Source organism: Exiguobacterium sp. SH5S13, from assembly GCF_004337085.1.
Lineage (GTDB): Bacteria > Bacillota > Bacilli > Exiguobacteriales > Exiguobacteriaceae > Exiguobacterium > Exiguobacterium aurantiacum_A.
In genome coordinates this window covers 26910-41795 of record NZ_SJUS01000004.1, presented here as the reverse complement: position 1 = coordinate 41795, position 14886 = coordinate 26910, and the positions used below count along the sequence as shown (strand labels likewise).

The window sequence follows — 14886 nt, the reverse complement described above, 5'->3', positions numbered from 1 at the left end:
TCTCCTTCATTATAGCTTTGCACCGAGCGCACGTCCGACGTGCAACCCGCTCGTCATTGCCCCGATCGTCCCCGCTCCCGGGAACACCGTATCCCCGCACACGAAAAAGTTCGGTAGCGTCGTCCGATAGCTCGCGGCATGGAACAGAGCCTGACGCGATGTTTGCGCATAGCCGCCGACAGCACCGTGCGGTCGTCTCGTATATTTCACCCACGCTCCTGGACCCCCGGGAAGGAGGACCGCTGATTCGCCCGTCCAGTCCGGAAACGCCCGCTTCACGGCCGAGATGAGACGCTCGGTCCATATTACTTCTAGTTTCTCATAGGTGGCCCTGTCTTTCCAATCGTCCCACTCTGATAAATCGATATGCGTCGAGACCGTCACGGTCCGTTCGGGGAGAGACGTCCGTAACACGTCGTCCGGAGCCGACATCGAGATGAAGGCATGGCCGGACGGCAAGTCGTCCGTATACACTTGTTGGAATAAGGGCCGGTCCAGACAGACGCGCTCGGGCAACGTCACGTATAGACTGAACGTGCCCCATTGCGATTGCTTCAACTGACGTCGATATTGCCCGGCAAATCGACGCTCGTCAGCACCGTTGAGCAAGCGATGTGTCGCCTCGAGCGGGATTGCGGCAACGACGATGTCGACGATCTCAAGCCGGCCCCGGCGATCGGTCAATAACCAGCCGTCGGCGACGCGCTCGATTTTCATGATTTGACGACCGAGCAGCGTCGTGCCTCCGCTATGTCGAATCGAGCGTTCCAAGGCGTGAGCGAGTGTGTACAATCCACCTTCGACGTAAAATGCTCCTTCATGATAAATCGATAGCGCGACGGTCGCGAGCAAGTGACTCGCCTCGCGTGCTCCCGTCTGTAAACTATCGAGTAAAATGCCATCGATGAATTGCTCGAACGGTGTCCCACCCAACCGATGACGTCGCAACGTTTCATGTAGCGGACGATATAATTTTACGAGTGCCGCTACTTGATTCGGCTGAAATCCGCGTAATGCGGTCAGCGCATCGTCTATCGTCCGGAGCGGTAAAGCCGGCAATCGCTCAAACAGCGGTCGGATTCTATCAAAATCCGTCCATACTTCTCGAAAGAATGACCGGATATCCGACTGCAGTTCCGGAAACTTTACGCTCAGTTCATCGAGAAACGCTTGGCGCGCTTGATAATAAACGACCGTTCGATCGTTCAAGTGGACGTGCATCACTTCGTCGAGCTTCTCGACTGCGACCGACTCGTTCAAATAGTCGAGCACGCGCTGATGGAGACCGCCTCGTTCGAAGCCCATCCCGAGCGTCGCCCCGGCCGGGAAGCGGTAGTCCCCGCGGTCGAACTTGCCGGCACATCCACCCCATTCGCGCGATGACTCAAAAACAATCACGTCATGTCCCGATCGACTAGCGAGAGCCGCCGCCGTCAACCCGGCGATCCCCCCGCCGATAACCCCGATTTTCATCTCCATCCCCTCCTGACTTCATCATACATCCGGTCGTCCTATTTTTGACGATTGAACGTGCTGCTCGTGACATTTTTCAAGTGTTAGGCAGGGTTCTGACAAACTATGGCGAAAAAACTCGATAAAGGACAGGTGAAGCCATATGCAAAGTCGGGTCATCATTTATTTGCTCATCCCTATCTTGATCTTTATCGGGATTCTCATCACGCCGCCGTCGGAAGAATCGCAAAAACTCGCGACGATGACGGCCGTCAACATTCAAGAGATGATTCCATATGAACGAGAATACACGGCGCAAGAAGTTTTATTCGAAGCGAATCAAAACGATCATGAAGCCGTGATTGAGGAATGGCGGCTCGAACGTGGGGCCCGAACGACGTACAGTTACGTGCTTCGGCTGCAAGGTTTCGAAACGGTGCTCCAAATCGACGCCGGTGCGGCTAATACCCGGTCTGACGGCTATTACGCGATGCAGGCCCACAGTCCGATTTATGAGGCTGACGAGCCGTTGTCGATCGGCTATCCGCTCGTCCTTTTTGCCTCGGAGCAACGGCTCGTACTGAGTCAGATGGAAGTCCGAGTCATTTACGAAGAAGACGGAGCGTTGAAAAAATGGAACATCACCGCAAAAGAAGACATGAACAAATGAATGAGATTGACGACCTCGTCCGCTTCGTTGACGAGGCGTTGCTCCCGTTCGGTGGCAGGTTATTCGCCGGTTTCAGCCGTGGTAAATCAAACGAAAAGTGAGGTGAAACAATGTTCTTTTTACAAATGTCCGGATTTCCGGGTTCCGGCAAATCGACGCTGGCCCGTGCCATCGCGCCTCAGCTCGATGCGATCATCGTCGACCATGACGTGACGAAGACAGCGTTGCTCGAATCAATGGTGGATCATCCGCCCGACCCGGCACTGGCCGGAAAAGTCGCCTATGACATCGATTAGGCGCTTATTTCGTTCAATTTGTCACTAAGGCGGAACGTCATTCTGGACAGCCCTTGCCTGTATGATGTGATGCTTGAACGCGGATTGCCACTCGCCGAAAACTATGGCGCCACTTATCGCTACGTCGAGTGTGTCGTCGACGACGTCGATGAAATCAATCGCCGACTTTCCGAGCGCTAACAAACGATTAGTCAAATCGAATCCGTTTCCCCGAACGACTTTCACCGAAGCATCGCCGACAGTAAAAAACCACCTTCCATAAAAACATTGACCATCGACACGAGTCAGCCGCTCCATAGTTATATAGAGAACGTCGTCGATTACGTCAAAATGGAAGAGTAACTGCTCCATGAGTCGACGATCTCACAACCGTGGATTCATTTTTTTTGCGAAGATTGTATTTTTATGCTTTACAATTAATAATTATGCAATTACACTTAGTCTCATATCTTGAAGGAGGAATTTATACATGAAAAAGTGGATCGTTACTGGGGGACTAGTCGCAAGCGCATTATTAGCGGGATGCAGCCAAGAGACAACGGGAGAAGAAAAAAAGACACTCGTCATGGGCACAAGTGCTGATTACTTCCCGTATGAGTTCGTTGATACGGCGAACGGGGATGAGATTGTCGGCTTCGACATCGAGATTGCCGAAACCGTCACAGAGCGTCTCGGCTATGAGTTAAAGATTGAGGACATGGACTTCGGCAGTTTGCTCGGAGCCTTGAACGCTGGACGGATCGACTTCGTCATGGCCGGCATGACACCGACCGAAGAGCGGAAAGAAAACGCGTCGTTCTCGGACATCTATTTGTCGGCGACGAACTTGATTATGACAAAAGATGAATCGTTAAAAGAAATCGAAGCGCTAGCCGGTAAGAAGATCGGTGTCCAGACCGCTTCAATTCAAGAGAATATCGCTAAAGACCAAGCGCCAGACGCTGAACTCGTGTCGTTGAACAAGATTCCAGAAATCGTTCAAGAGTTGAACACGGGCCGCATCGACGCGATGGTCATCGAAGACACGGTCGCTCAAAAATACTTAGACCAAGACGCGGGTTTTTATACGTTCGCGCTTAAAGAAGACGGCGAGAAAGGATCGGCGGCCGCTTTCAAATTGGAAGACGATTTGCGTGATCAGTTCAACGACGAGTTGAACAAGATGATCGACTCAGGGGAGATCGATGAGCTCGCTAAAAAATGGTTCTCGATGGAGCCGACGGAATGAGGCAAGTCGACCTCCCAATCTATCCCGTCACTTACCCGGAAGGATATCGATTGAATCAAAACGAAAGCCAGTTCCCGGCGCCGAAGCGGTTGCATGAACAGCTGGCAACGATCTCTTTCCATGACTTGCACGAATATCCGGTCCAACCGATCGATGAACTGTTCACCCGCTACGCGGCCTATGCTGGCGTCGAACCGAACCAGTTGCTCGTCGGCTGTGGCAGTGACGAAATGATTCACGTCGTCACGCAGGCGCTCTTGTCACCAGAAGACGTCGTCTTGTCACCGAGTCCTGACTTCTCGCTGTACCCGATCTTCACGACGATTGCGCACGGTCGGCATGTTCAGGCGGACGATTTATCGTATGAGGCGCTCGCCCTGGCGATTCAGCAACATGCACCGAAGCTGTTACTGTTGTCGAACCCGAACAATCCGACCGGTAAGTTGTGGACGGTCGGTGAGTTGACCGAACTGGCAGGCCTCGTCCCTTATTTAATCGTCGACGAGGCGTATATCGATTTCACGCCTGCATCGAGTATCGTCAAGCACTTGAATGAACTGACGAACGTGATCGTCTTACGGACGCTATCAAAGGCGTTCGGCTTAGCCAACGCCCGTCTCGGGTTTATGATCACGACGACCGAACTCGCTCAGTATTTCCGGCAATTCGTCCCTCCGTTCAATATAAGCGGTGTGAGCGCGAAAATTGCCAACGTCTTTTTGGCTGATGCGACCTACTTGAACGAGTCAATCGCTTGGCATCACGATATGCGGGTCAAGTGGTCGGAGTTACTCGGGACGATCGGTCAAGTCCAGCCAGCTGAGGCGAATTTTTTATACGTCACACTCGACCAGCCCGAAGCGGTTTGGTCTCACTTAGCCGAACACGGCATCCATACGTCGCGTCAACCGGACGGGATCCGCGTCACGCTCGGTAACGAGCAAGCACTTGCCCTTGCTCGACAAACATTGATTGCTTGGGCGCACACATCAGAAACAATTTCATAGCTAAAACTAAAAACAGGACCCAGGTCCTGTTTTTAATTTGGGTCAATATTTTTTATGCACGACGCATCATTTGTTGACTTTATAAGCATTCCCCATCAAAATTCAATTTGCTGTCTGTATATCTAACTTGAACGATAAATTTTCAATATTAGACAAGCTCGTTTCCATTGAAACAGAATTGAGGACATCACATGATTTCACGAAATGAACCGGTCGAATCGAGATGGGGACGCAATCGCATCGGGAATCGTTGGTATTGGACGATTTTGACTCGCTTTTGGTTGGCGCACGGTTTTTCATGGCTCTGGTTATTGTTTTCTATCTACATTTCTTTACCTTGGTTGACCGATTTGGCTGCACTGACGAATTGGGTGCTCGCCTTGTTCATCATCGGTGGTATCGCTTACGTCCCGGGCTATTTGATGGCATTCTTGCTCGCGAGTCTCGTTCTCGATCGGCAGCCGCCGTTCACAAACGAACATCCGGACGAAGCCGTGACGGTCATGATTGCCGCCTACAACGAACAATCATCCATCTACGAGACGATTCGTTACGTGACACTGCAAGACTACACGGGACCGCTCCAAGTATTCGTCATTGATAACAACTCAAGCGATGCCACGTCGGCCGAAGTGATACGGGCGCAAGAAGATTTCGCCTTACAAATCGAGCTATTGCATGAACCGAGAGCCGGGAAGTTCCAAGCGCTCAATTACGGTTTAACGAAAGTGACTACCCAATACATCATCACGCTCGATGCCGATACGTTGATTCATCCGTCCGCGATTCGCTATTTGGTCGCACGGCTCGTGTCGAGTCCGAAAGACGTCTGTGCCGTCGCCGGCAGCATGCTCGTTCGCAATAGCCGCAGTTCGTTTTGGACACGGCTTCAAGAGTGGGATTATTTTCTCGGCATCGCATCAATCAAGCGGCTTCAAGGGCTTTACCAAGGGACACTCGTCGCTCAAGGTGCGTTCAGTTTGTACGAGACCGATGCCGTCAAACGAGTCGGTGGTTGGCCAGATGCGATCGGGGAAGACATCGTTCTCACGTGGCGACTCCTTGAAATGAAGCGTCGCGTCTATTTCGAACCGCTCGCCGTCGCGTTCACGGACGCACCTGAATCGTTCCGCCACTTTGCGCGTCAACGGTCGCGTTGGGCCCGTGGGATGATCGAGGGATTGCAAGAAGTGAAACCGTGGCGTCAGCCCCAGCTTTATACGAAGTACTTGACCGGGGTCAATTTGATCATGCCGTATCTCGATATCGCCTTCACGTTCTTCTGGATCCCAGGTCTCGTTCTCGCTCTGTTCGGTCATTATTGGATCGTTGGACCGATGACGCTCCTCGTCCTGCCATTGACCGTCCTTAGCTATGGACTGCTCTACTTCTACCAACGGGACTATGTATTCAAGAACTTGAACTTACGGGTACGTAAAAACTTCTTCGGATTCATCTTTTTCGTACTGAGCTATCAATTGTTCATGTCCCCGATTTCCGTTTGGGGTTATGCCCAAGAAACGCTCAACGTAAAACGAGTCTGGAAATGAACAATGACCTTTCCGAACGAGTTCGGAAAGGTCATTTTAAGATTCATGGAATTAGCTTGATCACTCGGGCCGGATTGCCTCCGACGACGGCACGGGCCGGCACGTCTTTCGTCACAACCGCACCTGAGGCGATGACTGTGTCATCCCCAATCGTCACGCCCGGATTGATGATGGCCCCGCCACCGATCCAGACGCGATGGCCGACCGTAACCGGCTTACCGTACTCGAGGCCAGAAATTCGTTCTGTCGGGTCGAGCGGATGGGTCGCCGTGTAGACGTGGACACCGGGACCGAGCATACAGTCATCCCCGAACCGGATCGGACAGATATCTAAAAACACGCAGTCGAAGTTCGCAAAAAAACGGTCCCCGAGATGAATATTGTATCCGTAGTCACACTTGAACGTCGGTTCTAGGTAGAACGATGCCCCGGTCGAACCGAACAGTTCACCGAGTACTTGCTTGCGGACGTCGAGCTCATCGATCCCGGACTGATTGAACCGCTCTGTCAGACGTCGCGCCTGTCGCCGGTCAGCGACGAGTTCCGAATCAGCGGCCAGATAAAGTTCACCTTGAATCATCTTTTCTTTTTCTGTCATGTTTTCGCCTCCATTCTGTTTTATTATAGAGGGATATTGGCACGAATAGGGAATAGGAAAATGGACGAATCTGAGGAGGTAGTTGACTATGAAACGCATTCTTGATTGCAAAGCGAGTGATTTCTTGACGTTCAACCGTAACGATTTGATTGAGTCGATCCGAAAAGCCGAAGGCCGGACCGTGCTCGCCGAGGTCATTCCGACCGTGCAGCCGCTCTATCCCGAAGTGACGAACGCCGAGCTCGCCCGGGCGTTCGGCGCCGACATGATCTTGCTCAACATGCTTGACGTGTTCCATCCGTACATAAAGGGACTTGAAAGCCACGCCTTATTCGGCGACATCCCGGGTGAGACGATGTCCGACAATCCGATCACGGAATTAAAACGGCTGATCGGACTGCCGGTCGGTGTCAATCTCGAGCCTGTCGACTTCAGCGAGAAGTCCTCGGACATGTTCGACGTGAAACAAGGCCGACTGGCGACGCAGGAAGCGTTCACCCGCGCTTCCGAACTCGGAATCGACTTCGTCTGTTTGACCGGTAATCCGAACACCGGTGTCACGAACGAGGCCATCGAAAAAGCGATCATCACGGCCCGGTCTGAATTTGCCGGCGTCATCATTGCCGGGAAGATGCATCAAGCGGGTGTCGGTAACGTGATCGACCGTGATGCGTACGTCCGCTTTGCCGAAGCTGGTGCCGACATCATCTTGATTCCCGCGCCAGGAACCGTCCCAGGTGTCCGTGAAGACGAGTTCTATCACGTGACGCAAGAAATCCAAGCACTGAACAAGCTCGTCTTGGCCGCCATCGGAACGTCACAAGAAGGCGCCGACGAAGGGACGATCCGCGACATCGCCTTATCATCAAAACGCGGCGGTACCGACATCTTCCATATCGGCGACGCCGGTCTGTCCGGAATCGCCACACCTGAGAATATTCAGGCGTTGTCGATCGCCATCCGCGGACGCCGTCATACGTACATCCGTATGGCCGCTTCCGTCAATCGTTAACCACAAAGGGAAGGAAGCCGCGGCTTCCTTCCCTTTGTCTGTCACCATTCCGTGACGTCGCGGCGCGGTTTCGCCGGTGTCGTCGTCCCATGCCGTTCGGCGAGCAACGTCTCGACGTCGTGTAAGGAGACGCCTTTGGCTGCGAGCAAGACGAGCAAGTGGTACAACAAATCAGCCGTCTCTTCGACCAAGTCTTCATCGTTCAATGCCGCAATGACGACCTCGAACGACTCTTCCCCAAACTTTTTCGCGATTTTGTCTAACCCTTCATCAAACAAGTACGACGTATAAGAACCTTCCTTCGGCTCTGTCTTTCGTTCTTGAATCAGTTTTTCGAGTTCGTGGATCATATGTTCACCTCCGTAAAAAAGCAACTGCGATTTCCAGTATGACACGTCGGTCCGTTCGCATGGACGCGGACTAACAGCGCGTCTTGATCGCAATCGACATGGATGCTCTCAAGGTCGAGCGTGTTGCCGCTCGATTCACCTTTCATCCAAAGCCGCCCTTTCGAACGTGACCAGAACGTGACTTTGTTCGTCTGGAGCGTCGCTTCGATCGCCTCGTGATTCATATATCCTAACATGAGGACGGTCTCGTCATCCGTCGACACGATAATCGCCGGGATTAGTCCGTTTGCGTCGTAACGAACCGCATCGGCAAGTTGTTCGCGCTGCATACGTGCTTCACCTCTTCTACTGTCGTTTTTCGGTCGTGCAAGATCGAAGCGAGTAAGGCGGCGTCGACTGTTTCAAGTGCCTCGACGACGTGTTCAGCGTTCCCGGCCCCGCCTGAGGCGATGATCGGGATATCGACCGCTGCCCGTAGCAATTCGAGAATTTTTAAATCATAGCCACTCTGTTTCCCGTCTTGGTTCATCGACGTGACGAGCAACTCCCCGGCCCCGAGTTCAGCGACGCGCTTAGCCCAATCGACCGCCGTCAGCTCGGTCCGGTGTTTCCCGCCGTACGTGTATACGTAATAGTCACCTTCTTCGAAACGGACGTCGATGGCGACGACGATACACTGGGAACCGAAACGTTCGGCTGCCCGCTTGATCAAGTCAGGTGACTCGACGGCGAGCGTGTTGAGCGACACTTTGTCGGCTCCTGCTTTGAGCAGGGACGAGATGTCTTCAAGGGAACGGATGCCGCCCCCGACCGTGAGCGGGATGAACACTTTCCGGGCGACGGCACTGACGACGTCAAGCATCGTCTGTCTTCGTTCCGTGCTTGCCGTAATGTCTAGAAAGACAAGTTCATCCGCACCTGAGGCGTCATAGTACTTGGCAATCTCGACAGGGTCACCGATGTCACGCAGTTCGACAAACTCGATGCCTTTGACGACACGTCCGTCTTTCACGTCTAAACATGGGATGATTCTACGCTTTAGCATGTCGCGCCTCCCATTCGATCAAGTCGTCAAGACTGACTTTGCCAGACAAGAGCGCTTTCCCGACGACCGCCTCATCAATTCCGGCCTCACTCAGTGCCTTGACGTCGGCTTCGGTCGTGACACCGCCCGAGGCGATGAGCGTGACCGAGACAGCTTCCCGGAGCGCCTTCATGCGCTCTAAGTTCGGTCCGTTCAGTTTCCCGTCCGAACCGATGTCCGTGTAAAGAATCGTCTCGACCCCGCGGCTGGCAAGATCGATGGCCACATCGATGTCTTTTAGTTCGGTCGCGTCTTGCCAGCCGTTGATGGCGACGATGCCGTCGTAGGCGTCAAGGGCGACGGCGACACGACTCCCGTACTTGGCGAGTGCCCGGTCTAGGAAATCAGGATCGGTGAACGCTTTCGTACCGAGCAGGACACGGTCCACCCCAGTTGCCATGACAGCATCAAGCGCTGCTTCGGAGCGAATCCCTCCGCCCGTCTGGACGAAAAAGCCGCACGATTTGGCGAAACGGACGACATCGAGATGTTTCGGCTCACCAGCTTTCGCACCTTCTAAATCGATCAAGTGGAGCATCGGGACGCGCCCGGTCCATTCTTTTAACTTCTCATACGGGTCGCCGTATTGCTCTTCCGTGTTGAAATCTCCTTCAGTCAGGCGGACAATCTTGCCGCCGATTAAGTCAATTGCCGGTAGCAGTTTCACGTTCGACCGCCTCCTTCCATTCTTTTAATAAGCTGAGTCCGAACGCGCCGCTCTTCTCCGGGTGAAATTGCATCCCGGTCACGAGACCTGATCGGACGATGGCCGGTACGCGCTCTCCCATATAGTCAGCTGAGGCGACGATATTGTCGTCAGCGGTCACGACGTGATACGAGTGGACGAAATAGACGTCCTCGTCGCGTAAAATCGAGTTCCAGCCGACGTGAGGCAACCGTTTGGCCCGCATCCGTTCGACTCGTCCTTCAATCAAACCGAGTCCTGGCGTCGGCATGCCTTCCGTGCTCGACTCGAATAACAGTTGCATCCCGAGACAAATCCCAAGCAACGGCTTCTCGGTCGCCACTCGCTTGAGCAACGGAATGAGTCCCGTGTCCTCAAGCGACTGCATCGCTTGCGGGAACGCACCGACGCCAGGCAAGAGGATGGCGTCGGCCGCTTCGATTTCAGCCGGATCGTTCGTGATCGTGACGTAACAACCGATCGCTTGTAGCGCCCGTTCGACGTTGAAGACGTTTCCCATGCCGTAGTCAATCACCGCGACGTTCATCCTTCGATCCGTCCTTTCGTCGAAGGGAGGCGGTCGAGCCCGTCTTTCCCGATCGCTTCGGCAAGGGCGCGGCCGAACGCTTTAAACAGCCCTTCGATCATATGGTGCGAGTTCGAGCCGTATAACACGTCAAGATGGAGCGTCAACCGCGCGTTCATCGCGACGGCGCGGAAGAACTCTTCCGCGAGTTCCGTGTCGAAGTCACCGAGCTTCGGATTGTTGATTTCAGCTCGGTAGACGAGGAACGGGCGTCCCGAGACGTCGATGACGGCCCGGGCGAGTGTCTCGTCCATCGGTAAGTAGCTCGTCCCGTAGCGACGGATCCCGACTTTGTCCCCGAGCGCTTCTAAGATCATCTGCCCGAGGGCGATGCCGACGTCTTCGACCGTGTGGTGCGCATCGACCCACGTGTCCCCTTCGACTTGCACCGTTAAGTCGATGCGGCTATGGAAGGCGAACAGCGTCAACATATGGTCGAAAAAGCCGACGCCTGTCTTAATGTCACTTTGACCTGTACCGTCTAAATCGAGACGAAGCTCGATGTTCGTTTCTTTCGTCTCACGTTTAATTTCAGCTGTTCTCAAAAGAAGTCACCTCTTCTAACATTTGTTTGATGAATCGATACGCCTCGTCCGTTCCCGCACTGACGCGCAGTCCGGTCGGAAACGCACGGACGTGGACACCGTAAGCGAGGAACCGCTCGACCCACATCTCACTATTGGGCGTCTCGACGTATAGGAAGTTGGCCCGGCTCGGCAAGACGTTGCCGATTGGCGCGAGCAGTTGTTCGAGCTTTTGACGTTGACCGTTATGGAAGGCGACGGACTGAGCGATATAATCCGGGTCGTCAAGGACGACGGTCGCAACAGCCGCGCTCAATCCACTGACGTTGAACGGCGAGCGGAACCGGTCGATCTTCTCGATCAAATCGGGATGGGCGATCATGAAGCCGATCCGTAAGTTCGCGAGTCCGAACGCTTTCGATAACGTCCGCAAAATGATGACGTTCGGGTAATCCGCGAGTCGCGACTTGAAGGAATCACTCATCGTGAAGTCGATATACGCCTCGTCGACGACGAGGTACGGGACTTTTTTCGCGATCGTCTCTAATTGGTCGAGCGTCCACATCTTCCCGGTCGGATTGTTCGGGTTCGACACGAGCACGAGTTTCGGTTCGTTCGCTTCAATCAATCGAAGCAATGAATCGATCGTGAGGCCGTCTGCCTCAGGTTGGAAGAACTGGCCCCGGGCGATGTGCGCGTAAATGCCGTACATCGAAAAGTCGGGTGCCGGTGCCAAGACGACGTCTTCTGTGTCGAGAATGGCTTGGCAAAGTATGGCGAGCAGCTCATCGCTGCCGCTCCCGACCATCAATTGGTCAGGTTGTACACCCGCATAAGTCGCATAGCTAGTTTTAAGGGCCGTCAGCTCATCGACCGGATAACGGCTGAGTGAGCGGAGCGTCACGAGCTGAATCGCTCGTTGCAGGCGCTCTGGCAGCTCGAATTGACTCTCGTTTTGATTTAGCGCGTATCCGCTCACCGCATGTGGGACATAGCGCGGGATCGCTGTATAGTTACGTCTCATACGTCCTCCAATCGGACCGCCATCGCTCGGGCGTGTCCTTCAAGCTGCTCTTGTCTCGCGATTCGGATCGCGGCGCGTGTGACCGCTTCGTCGATCGCTGTCATCTCGAGAAACGTCTGTCTGCGGTAAAAATCATCGACCGACAGTCCGCTCGAGAAGCGGGCCGTCCCGCTCGTCGGCAAGACGTGGTTCGGTCCGGCAATATAGTCACCGAACGCCTCGGCCGCCTCATGGCCGAGGAAGAACGAGCCGCCGTGGCGAATCTGTGCCATATAATCGGCTGGATCTGTCACCGCAAGTTGCACGTGTTCGGCCGCCATATCGTTCGCGTAGCGAATTGCTGCTGCTTTCGTTTTGACGAGGACGCCTCCGCGCTTGAGCGCTTCGACTGCGATGTCGCGACGTGGCAGATCGAGCAGTTGCTTGTCCAGCTCAGACCGAATCGCTTCGGCCTGTTCACTTGTCGTCACGAGGGCGAGTGCTGTCGCTTCAACGTCATGCTCGGCTTGCGCGAGCAGGTCGGCTGCGACCCATCTAGGATTGGCCGTTTCGTCGGCGATGATCAACACCTCGGACGGACCGGCGACGGAATCGATCCCGACGAAATGCGAGACGAGTGATTTCGCGGTCGCCACATAAGCGTTGCCCGGCCCGACGATCTTATCGACGGCCGAAATCGTCTCGGTGCCGAACGCGAGTGCGGCGACAGCTTGGGCGCCACCGACGAGATAACATTCGTCGGCACCGGCAATCTTCGCGGCAATCAACAGCGATAAGTCGATCCCGCCTTGTTTCGGTGGCGTCACCATGACGACCCGCTTCACTCCGGCCACTTTCGCTGGGATGATGTTCATCAACACACTCGACGGGTAGACCGCCGTCCCGCCAGGCACATAGACGCCGACCGAATCGAGCGGCATGAACCGACGACCGAGCCGGAACATCTCATCTTCAAAGACGTCGTCTTGACGCTGTTGCCGCGCATGAAACGTACGGATCCGTTTGGCCGCGAGCGTTAGCGCCTCGGTCAATTCCCGATACGCCTCCGGCGGTTCAAACGTCTCAAGGTCGACCGTTTCAATCACATCGACCCCGTCAAATTGCTTCGTCCATTCGAGGAGCGCCGCGTCACCTCTCGCCTCAACCGATTCTAAAATCGGTTTGACGGCTTCTGCCCACTGTTCTCGGCGCGTCCGATTCGTTTGTCCGTTCATCTGTCTCCCTCCTTGCTTAACCGGCGAATCCACGCTTTCAATTCGTCCGGGTCGTTCGCGAGCGCTGTCTCGCTCGTGATGAATTTCGCGTTAACCGTGAAAATCGTCTCATATTCTTCTAAATCGTTCGCGCGAAGCGTCGCCCCCGTCTCGACGATATCGACGATGCAGTCGGCGAGACCGGTCAACGGCGCGAGTTCGACCGAACCGTTCAAAGCGATCACTTCGACGTTTTGACGTTTCGAGGCAAAGTGCGAGATGGCGATATTCGGATACTTGCTGGCAACTTTCAGTTTCTTCGTACCGTTTCTCCGTTCTCTCGGACCACATACCGCCATGCGGCAACGGCCGAATGGTAAATCGACGACTTCGAGGACGCCTGGTGTCTTCTCGCGTAAAATGTCGCCGCCGACGACTCCGACGTCCGCTGCGCCATGCATGACGTATTTATAGACGTCATCGCCTTTGACGAAGATGAATTCATGACCGTCTACTTCGACGGTCAACTCACGGCCCCGCTTTTCCGGCCAAACGGTGAGACCGACTTGTTCAAAATACTCACGGGCCGCTGTTTCGATGCGCCCTTTCGCGATTGCGACTTTCATTTGATCACCTCACCTAACTGTTCTAAATCGAGCGATAGTCCGAAGGCACGTCGCGACTGTCCGAAGTGCCCGTATAACGAGTCGTAACGGCCACCTGAGAGGACGCGTCTGCCGTCGATACTGCCGGTCACGGTCAAACCTGAATAATAATCAAAGTCGCCGGTCTGTCCGAAGTCGTACGAGACGTTCAATCCGATCGCACGTAGATGTTCGACCGCATGCTCCACTTCGTCGATGGCCGGTTTTAAGCCCGGTTCCGCGAGGTCGCGTAACTCTGCTAGCGCCGAGTCACCGATCAAGAACGGCAGCTTGGCGATCAACGGGTATTGATACGATTCCGCGAGGTCGCGAAGTGACTCCAAATTACGGAGTGCTAAGTATTGACGCAACGTCCGTTCCGGGATACCGGCCTCGTTCGCCACTAACGCGATCAATGCAGCGGATCCGACTTGGATGCGTAAACTTCCTTTCGGCAGGACCCGTTCCGTCATACTAAGGAACGATTCAATCAACTCCATATCTTTTGAATCCCCATCGATCCATTCAAGACCGAGTTGCTGACGTTCATGCGGTTGTCCCGAATGCTTCGGCGTGCGTCGGTAGACGGCACCGGCGTAAGCGACGCGCATCGGTTCATGTCCGTCGGCGAGCTTCCTTGCGATCTGGAGCGTGTAGTCCGGTCGCATGACGAGCAACTCCCCATCGTTGCCGAACAAGCGATAATACGCCGACTCATCGAAGAGTGCGAGATCTTGATAATGGGAATAGTATTCAACGAGCGGCGGCTCGATCACACTATAGCCGTCCCCCTCGGCCCGCTCTAAAAATGATTTTATCCATTGCTTCGGACGCAGCACGTCCTCACCTTGCAATTCGTGCCATCCTTCCGGGATGGATCCTTTTTTATTGAACCAAATCATCAGTATCACCCTTTACCTTATTATCACTTTACCAAACTAAAGTAGTGTGTTAAATTTATCAAATCAAGCCAATGCTGTCAA

Annotated in this window: 18 protein-coding genes; 6 read left to right on the top strand and 12 right to left on the bottom strand. The window is 54.2% G+C overall.

Translation table 11 applies throughout. The features are described from left to right. Nucleotides 1-9: 9 nt before the first annotated feature. Complete coding sequence (locus EVJ30_RS03755; RefSeq protein WP_131468041.1) at nucleotides 10-1473, bottom strand: phytoene desaturase family protein; 1464 nt, start codon at nucleotides 1471-1473, stop codon at nucleotides 10-12. A 142-nt stretch (nucleotides 1474-1615) separates the two neighbouring features. Between EVJ30_RS03755 and EVJ30_RS03750 the strand changes: the two genes are divergently transcribed. From EVJ30_RS03750 to EVJ30_RS03725, 5 genes are all read left to right on the top strand, one after another. Next, the gene (locus tag EVJ30_RS03750) at nucleotides 1616-2122 is read left to right on the top strand and encodes a hypothetical protein (RefSeq protein ID WP_131468039.1); all 507 of its coding nucleotides are present in this window, start codon (nucleotides 1616-1618) and stop codon (nucleotides 2120-2122) included. 110 nt (nucleotides 2123-2232) lie between these two features. Then, nucleotides 2233-2418, top strand: coding sequence for a P-loop nucleotide/nucleoside kinase family protein (locus tag EVJ30_RS15325; protein WP_236634079.1), 186 nt, complete (start codon nucleotides 2233-2235; stop codon nucleotides 2416-2418). A gap of 469 nt (nucleotides 2419-2887) precedes the next feature. Further along, complete coding sequence (locus EVJ30_RS03735; RefSeq protein WP_131458613.1) at nucleotides 2888-3646, top strand: transporter substrate-binding domain-containing protein; 759 nt, start codon at nucleotides 2888-2890, stop codon at nucleotides 3644-3646. Continuing rightward, nucleotides 3643-4653 (top strand): pyridoxal phosphate-dependent aminotransferase, encoded by a 1011-nt coding sequence (locus tag EVJ30_RS03730; RefSeq protein WP_131458612.1) that lies wholly within the window; start codon nucleotides 3643-3645, stop codon nucleotides 4651-4653. The genes EVJ30_RS03735 and EVJ30_RS03730 overlap by 4 nt, the downstream gene beginning before the upstream one ends. A gap of 191 nt (nucleotides 4654-4844) precedes the next feature. Continuing rightward, entirely contained in the window at nucleotides 4845-6203 is a 1359-nt protein-coding gene (locus tag EVJ30_RS03725; protein ID WP_131468037.1) for a glycosyltransferase family 2 protein, read from the top strand. Between the two features lie 43 nt (nucleotides 6204-6246). Here the strand turns inward: EVJ30_RS03725 and EVJ30_RS03720 are convergent, their stop codons facing one another. Continuing rightward, nucleotides 6247-6801 (bottom strand): maltose acetyltransferase domain-containing protein, encoded by a 555-nt coding sequence (locus tag EVJ30_RS03720; RefSeq protein ID WP_131458610.1) that lies wholly within the window; start codon nucleotides 6799-6801, stop codon nucleotides 6247-6249. A gap of 88 nt (nucleotides 6802-6889) precedes the next feature. Here EVJ30_RS03720 and EVJ30_RS03715 point away from each other — a divergent pair, with 88 nt between their 5' ends. Next, nucleotides 6890-7813, top strand: a complete 924-nt coding sequence (locus tag EVJ30_RS03715) for a DUF7916 family protein (protein ID WP_131458609.1) — start codon at nucleotides 6890-6892, stop codon at nucleotides 7811-7813. A 41-nt stretch (nucleotides 7814-7854) separates the two neighbouring features. Here the strand turns inward: EVJ30_RS03715 and hisE are convergent, their stop codons facing one another. The 10 genes from hisE to EVJ30_RS03665 are packed head-to-tail and all read right to left on the bottom strand — an operon-like array spanning nucleotide 7855 to nucleotide 14805. After that, on the bottom strand, nucleotides 7855-8163 hold the full coding sequence (gene hisE / locus EVJ30_RS03710) for a phosphoribosyl-ATP diphosphatase (RefSeq protein ID WP_070327382.1): 309 nt from the start codon (nucleotides 8161-8163) through the stop codon (nucleotides 7855-7857). Beyond that, entirely contained in the window at nucleotides 8160-8492 is a 333-nt protein-coding gene (gene hisI / locus EVJ30_RS03705; RefSeq protein WP_131458608.1) for a phosphoribosyl-AMP cyclohydrolase, read from the bottom strand. The genes hisE and hisI overlap by 4 nt, the downstream gene beginning before the upstream one ends. Then, on the bottom strand, nucleotides 8441-9208 hold the full coding sequence (gene hisF, locus EVJ30_RS03700; RefSeq protein WP_070327383.1) for an imidazole glycerol phosphate synthase subunit HisF: 768 nt from the start codon (nucleotides 9206-9208) through the stop codon (nucleotides 8441-8443). The genes hisI and hisF overlap by 52 nt, the downstream gene beginning before the upstream one ends. Beyond that, the gene (locus EVJ30_RS03695) at nucleotides 9195-9914 is read right to left on the bottom strand and encodes a 1-(5-phosphoribosyl)-5-[(5-phosphoribosylamino)methylideneamino]imidazole-4-carboxamide isomerase (protein ID WP_071397366.1); all 720 of its coding nucleotides are present in this window, start codon (nucleotides 9912-9914) and stop codon (nucleotides 9195-9197) included. Before EVJ30_RS03695 ends, hisF begins: the two co-directional genes overlap by 14 nt. Next, nucleotides 9892-10479 (bottom strand): imidazole glycerol phosphate synthase subunit HisH, encoded by a 588-nt coding sequence (gene hisH, locus EVJ30_RS03690; protein WP_071397365.1) that lies wholly within the window; start codon nucleotides 10477-10479, stop codon nucleotides 9892-9894. The genes EVJ30_RS03695 and hisH overlap by 23 nt, the downstream gene beginning before the upstream one ends. After that, nucleotides 10476-11063: an imidazoleglycerol-phosphate dehydratase HisB gene (gene hisB / locus EVJ30_RS03685; RefSeq protein ID WP_070327386.1), complete on the bottom strand. Its 588-nt coding sequence runs from the start codon at nucleotides 11061-11063 to the stop codon at nucleotides 10476-10478. Before hisB ends, hisH begins: the two co-directional genes overlap by 4 nt. Further along, nucleotides 11050-12066 (bottom strand): pyridoxal phosphate-dependent aminotransferase, encoded by a 1017-nt coding sequence (locus EVJ30_RS03680; protein WP_131458607.1) that lies wholly within the window; start codon nucleotides 12064-12066, stop codon nucleotides 11050-11052. Before EVJ30_RS03680 ends, hisB begins: the two co-directional genes overlap by 14 nt. Further along, entirely contained in the window at nucleotides 12063-13280 is a 1218-nt protein-coding gene (gene hisD / locus EVJ30_RS03675; protein WP_131458606.1) for a histidinol dehydrogenase, read from the bottom strand. Before hisD ends, EVJ30_RS03680 begins: the two co-directional genes overlap by 4 nt. Beyond that, entirely contained in the window at nucleotides 13277-13885 is a 609-nt protein-coding gene (gene hisG, locus EVJ30_RS03670) for an ATP phosphoribosyltransferase (protein ID WP_131458605.1), read from the bottom strand. The genes hisD and hisG overlap by 4 nt, the downstream gene beginning before the upstream one ends. After that, complete coding sequence (locus EVJ30_RS03665) at nucleotides 13882-14805, bottom strand: ATP phosphoribosyltransferase regulatory subunit (RefSeq protein WP_070327390.1); 924 nt, start codon at nucleotides 14803-14805, stop codon at nucleotides 13882-13884. Before EVJ30_RS03665 ends, hisG begins: the two co-directional genes overlap by 4 nt. Between the last annotated feature and the right edge of the window lie 81 nt (nucleotides 14806-14886).

Excerpts from the sequence above, each read along its gene's own strand:
- EVJ30_RS15325 (WP_236634079.1), top strand. The coding sequence starts at position 2,233 with ATGTTCTTTTTACAAATGTCCGGATTTCCGGGTTCCGGCAAATCGACG.
- EVJ30_RS03715 (WP_131458609.1), top strand. The coding sequence starts at position 6,890 with ATGAAACGCATTCTTGATTGCAAAGCGAGTGATTTCTTGACGTTCAAC.
- EVJ30_RS03665 (WP_070327390.1), bottom strand. The coding sequence starts at position 14,805 with ATGATTTGGTTCAATAAAAAAGGATCCATCCCGGAAGGATGGCACGAA.
- hisF (WP_070327383.1), bottom strand. The coding sequence starts at position 9,208 with ATGCTAAAGCGTAGAATCATCCCATGTTTAGACGTGAAAGACGGACGT.
- hisG (WP_131458605.1), bottom strand. The coding sequence starts at position 13,885 with ATGAAAGTCGCAATCGCGAAAGGGCGCATCGAAACAGCGGCCCGTGAG.
- EVJ30_RS03720 (WP_131458610.1), bottom strand. The coding sequence starts at position 6,801 with ATGACAGAAAAAGAAAAGATGATTCAAGGTGAACTTTATCTGGCCGCT.
- hisI (WP_131458608.1), bottom strand. The coding sequence starts at position 8,492 with ATGCAGCGCGAACAACTTGCCGATGCGGTTCGTTACGACGCAAACGGA.
- EVJ30_RS03735 (WP_131458613.1), top strand. The coding sequence starts at position 2,888 with ATGAAAAAGTGGATCGTTACTGGGGGACTAGTCGCAAGCGCATTATTA.
- hisE (WP_070327382.1), bottom strand. The coding sequence starts at position 8,163 with ATGATCCACGAACTCGAAAAACTGATTCAAGAACGAAAGACAGAGCCG.
- EVJ30_RS03725 (WP_131468037.1), top strand. The coding sequence starts at position 4,845 with ATGATTTCACGAAATGAACCGGTCGAATCGAGATGGGGACGCAATCGC.
- hisH (WP_071397365.1), bottom strand. The coding sequence starts at position 10,479 with ATGAACGTCGCGGTGATTGACTACGGCATGGGAAACGTCTTCAACGTC.
- EVJ30_RS03750 (WP_131468039.1), top strand. The coding sequence starts at position 1,616 with ATGCAAAGTCGGGTCATCATTTATTTGCTCATCCCTATCTTGATCTTT.
- EVJ30_RS03730 (WP_131458612.1), top strand. The coding sequence starts at position 3,643 with ATGAGGCAAGTCGACCTCCCAATCTATCCCGTCACTTACCCGGAAGGA.
- EVJ30_RS03755 (WP_131468041.1), bottom strand. The coding sequence starts at position 1,473 with ATGAAAATCGGGGTTATCGGCGGGGGGATCGCCGGGTTGACGGCGGCG.
- hisD (WP_131458606.1), bottom strand. The coding sequence starts at position 13,280 with ATGAACGGACAAACGAATCGGACGCGCCGAGAACAGTGGGCAGAAGCC.
- EVJ30_RS03680 (WP_131458607.1), bottom strand. The coding sequence starts at position 12,066 with ATGAGACGTAACTATACAGCGATCCCGCGCTATGTCCCACATGCGGTG.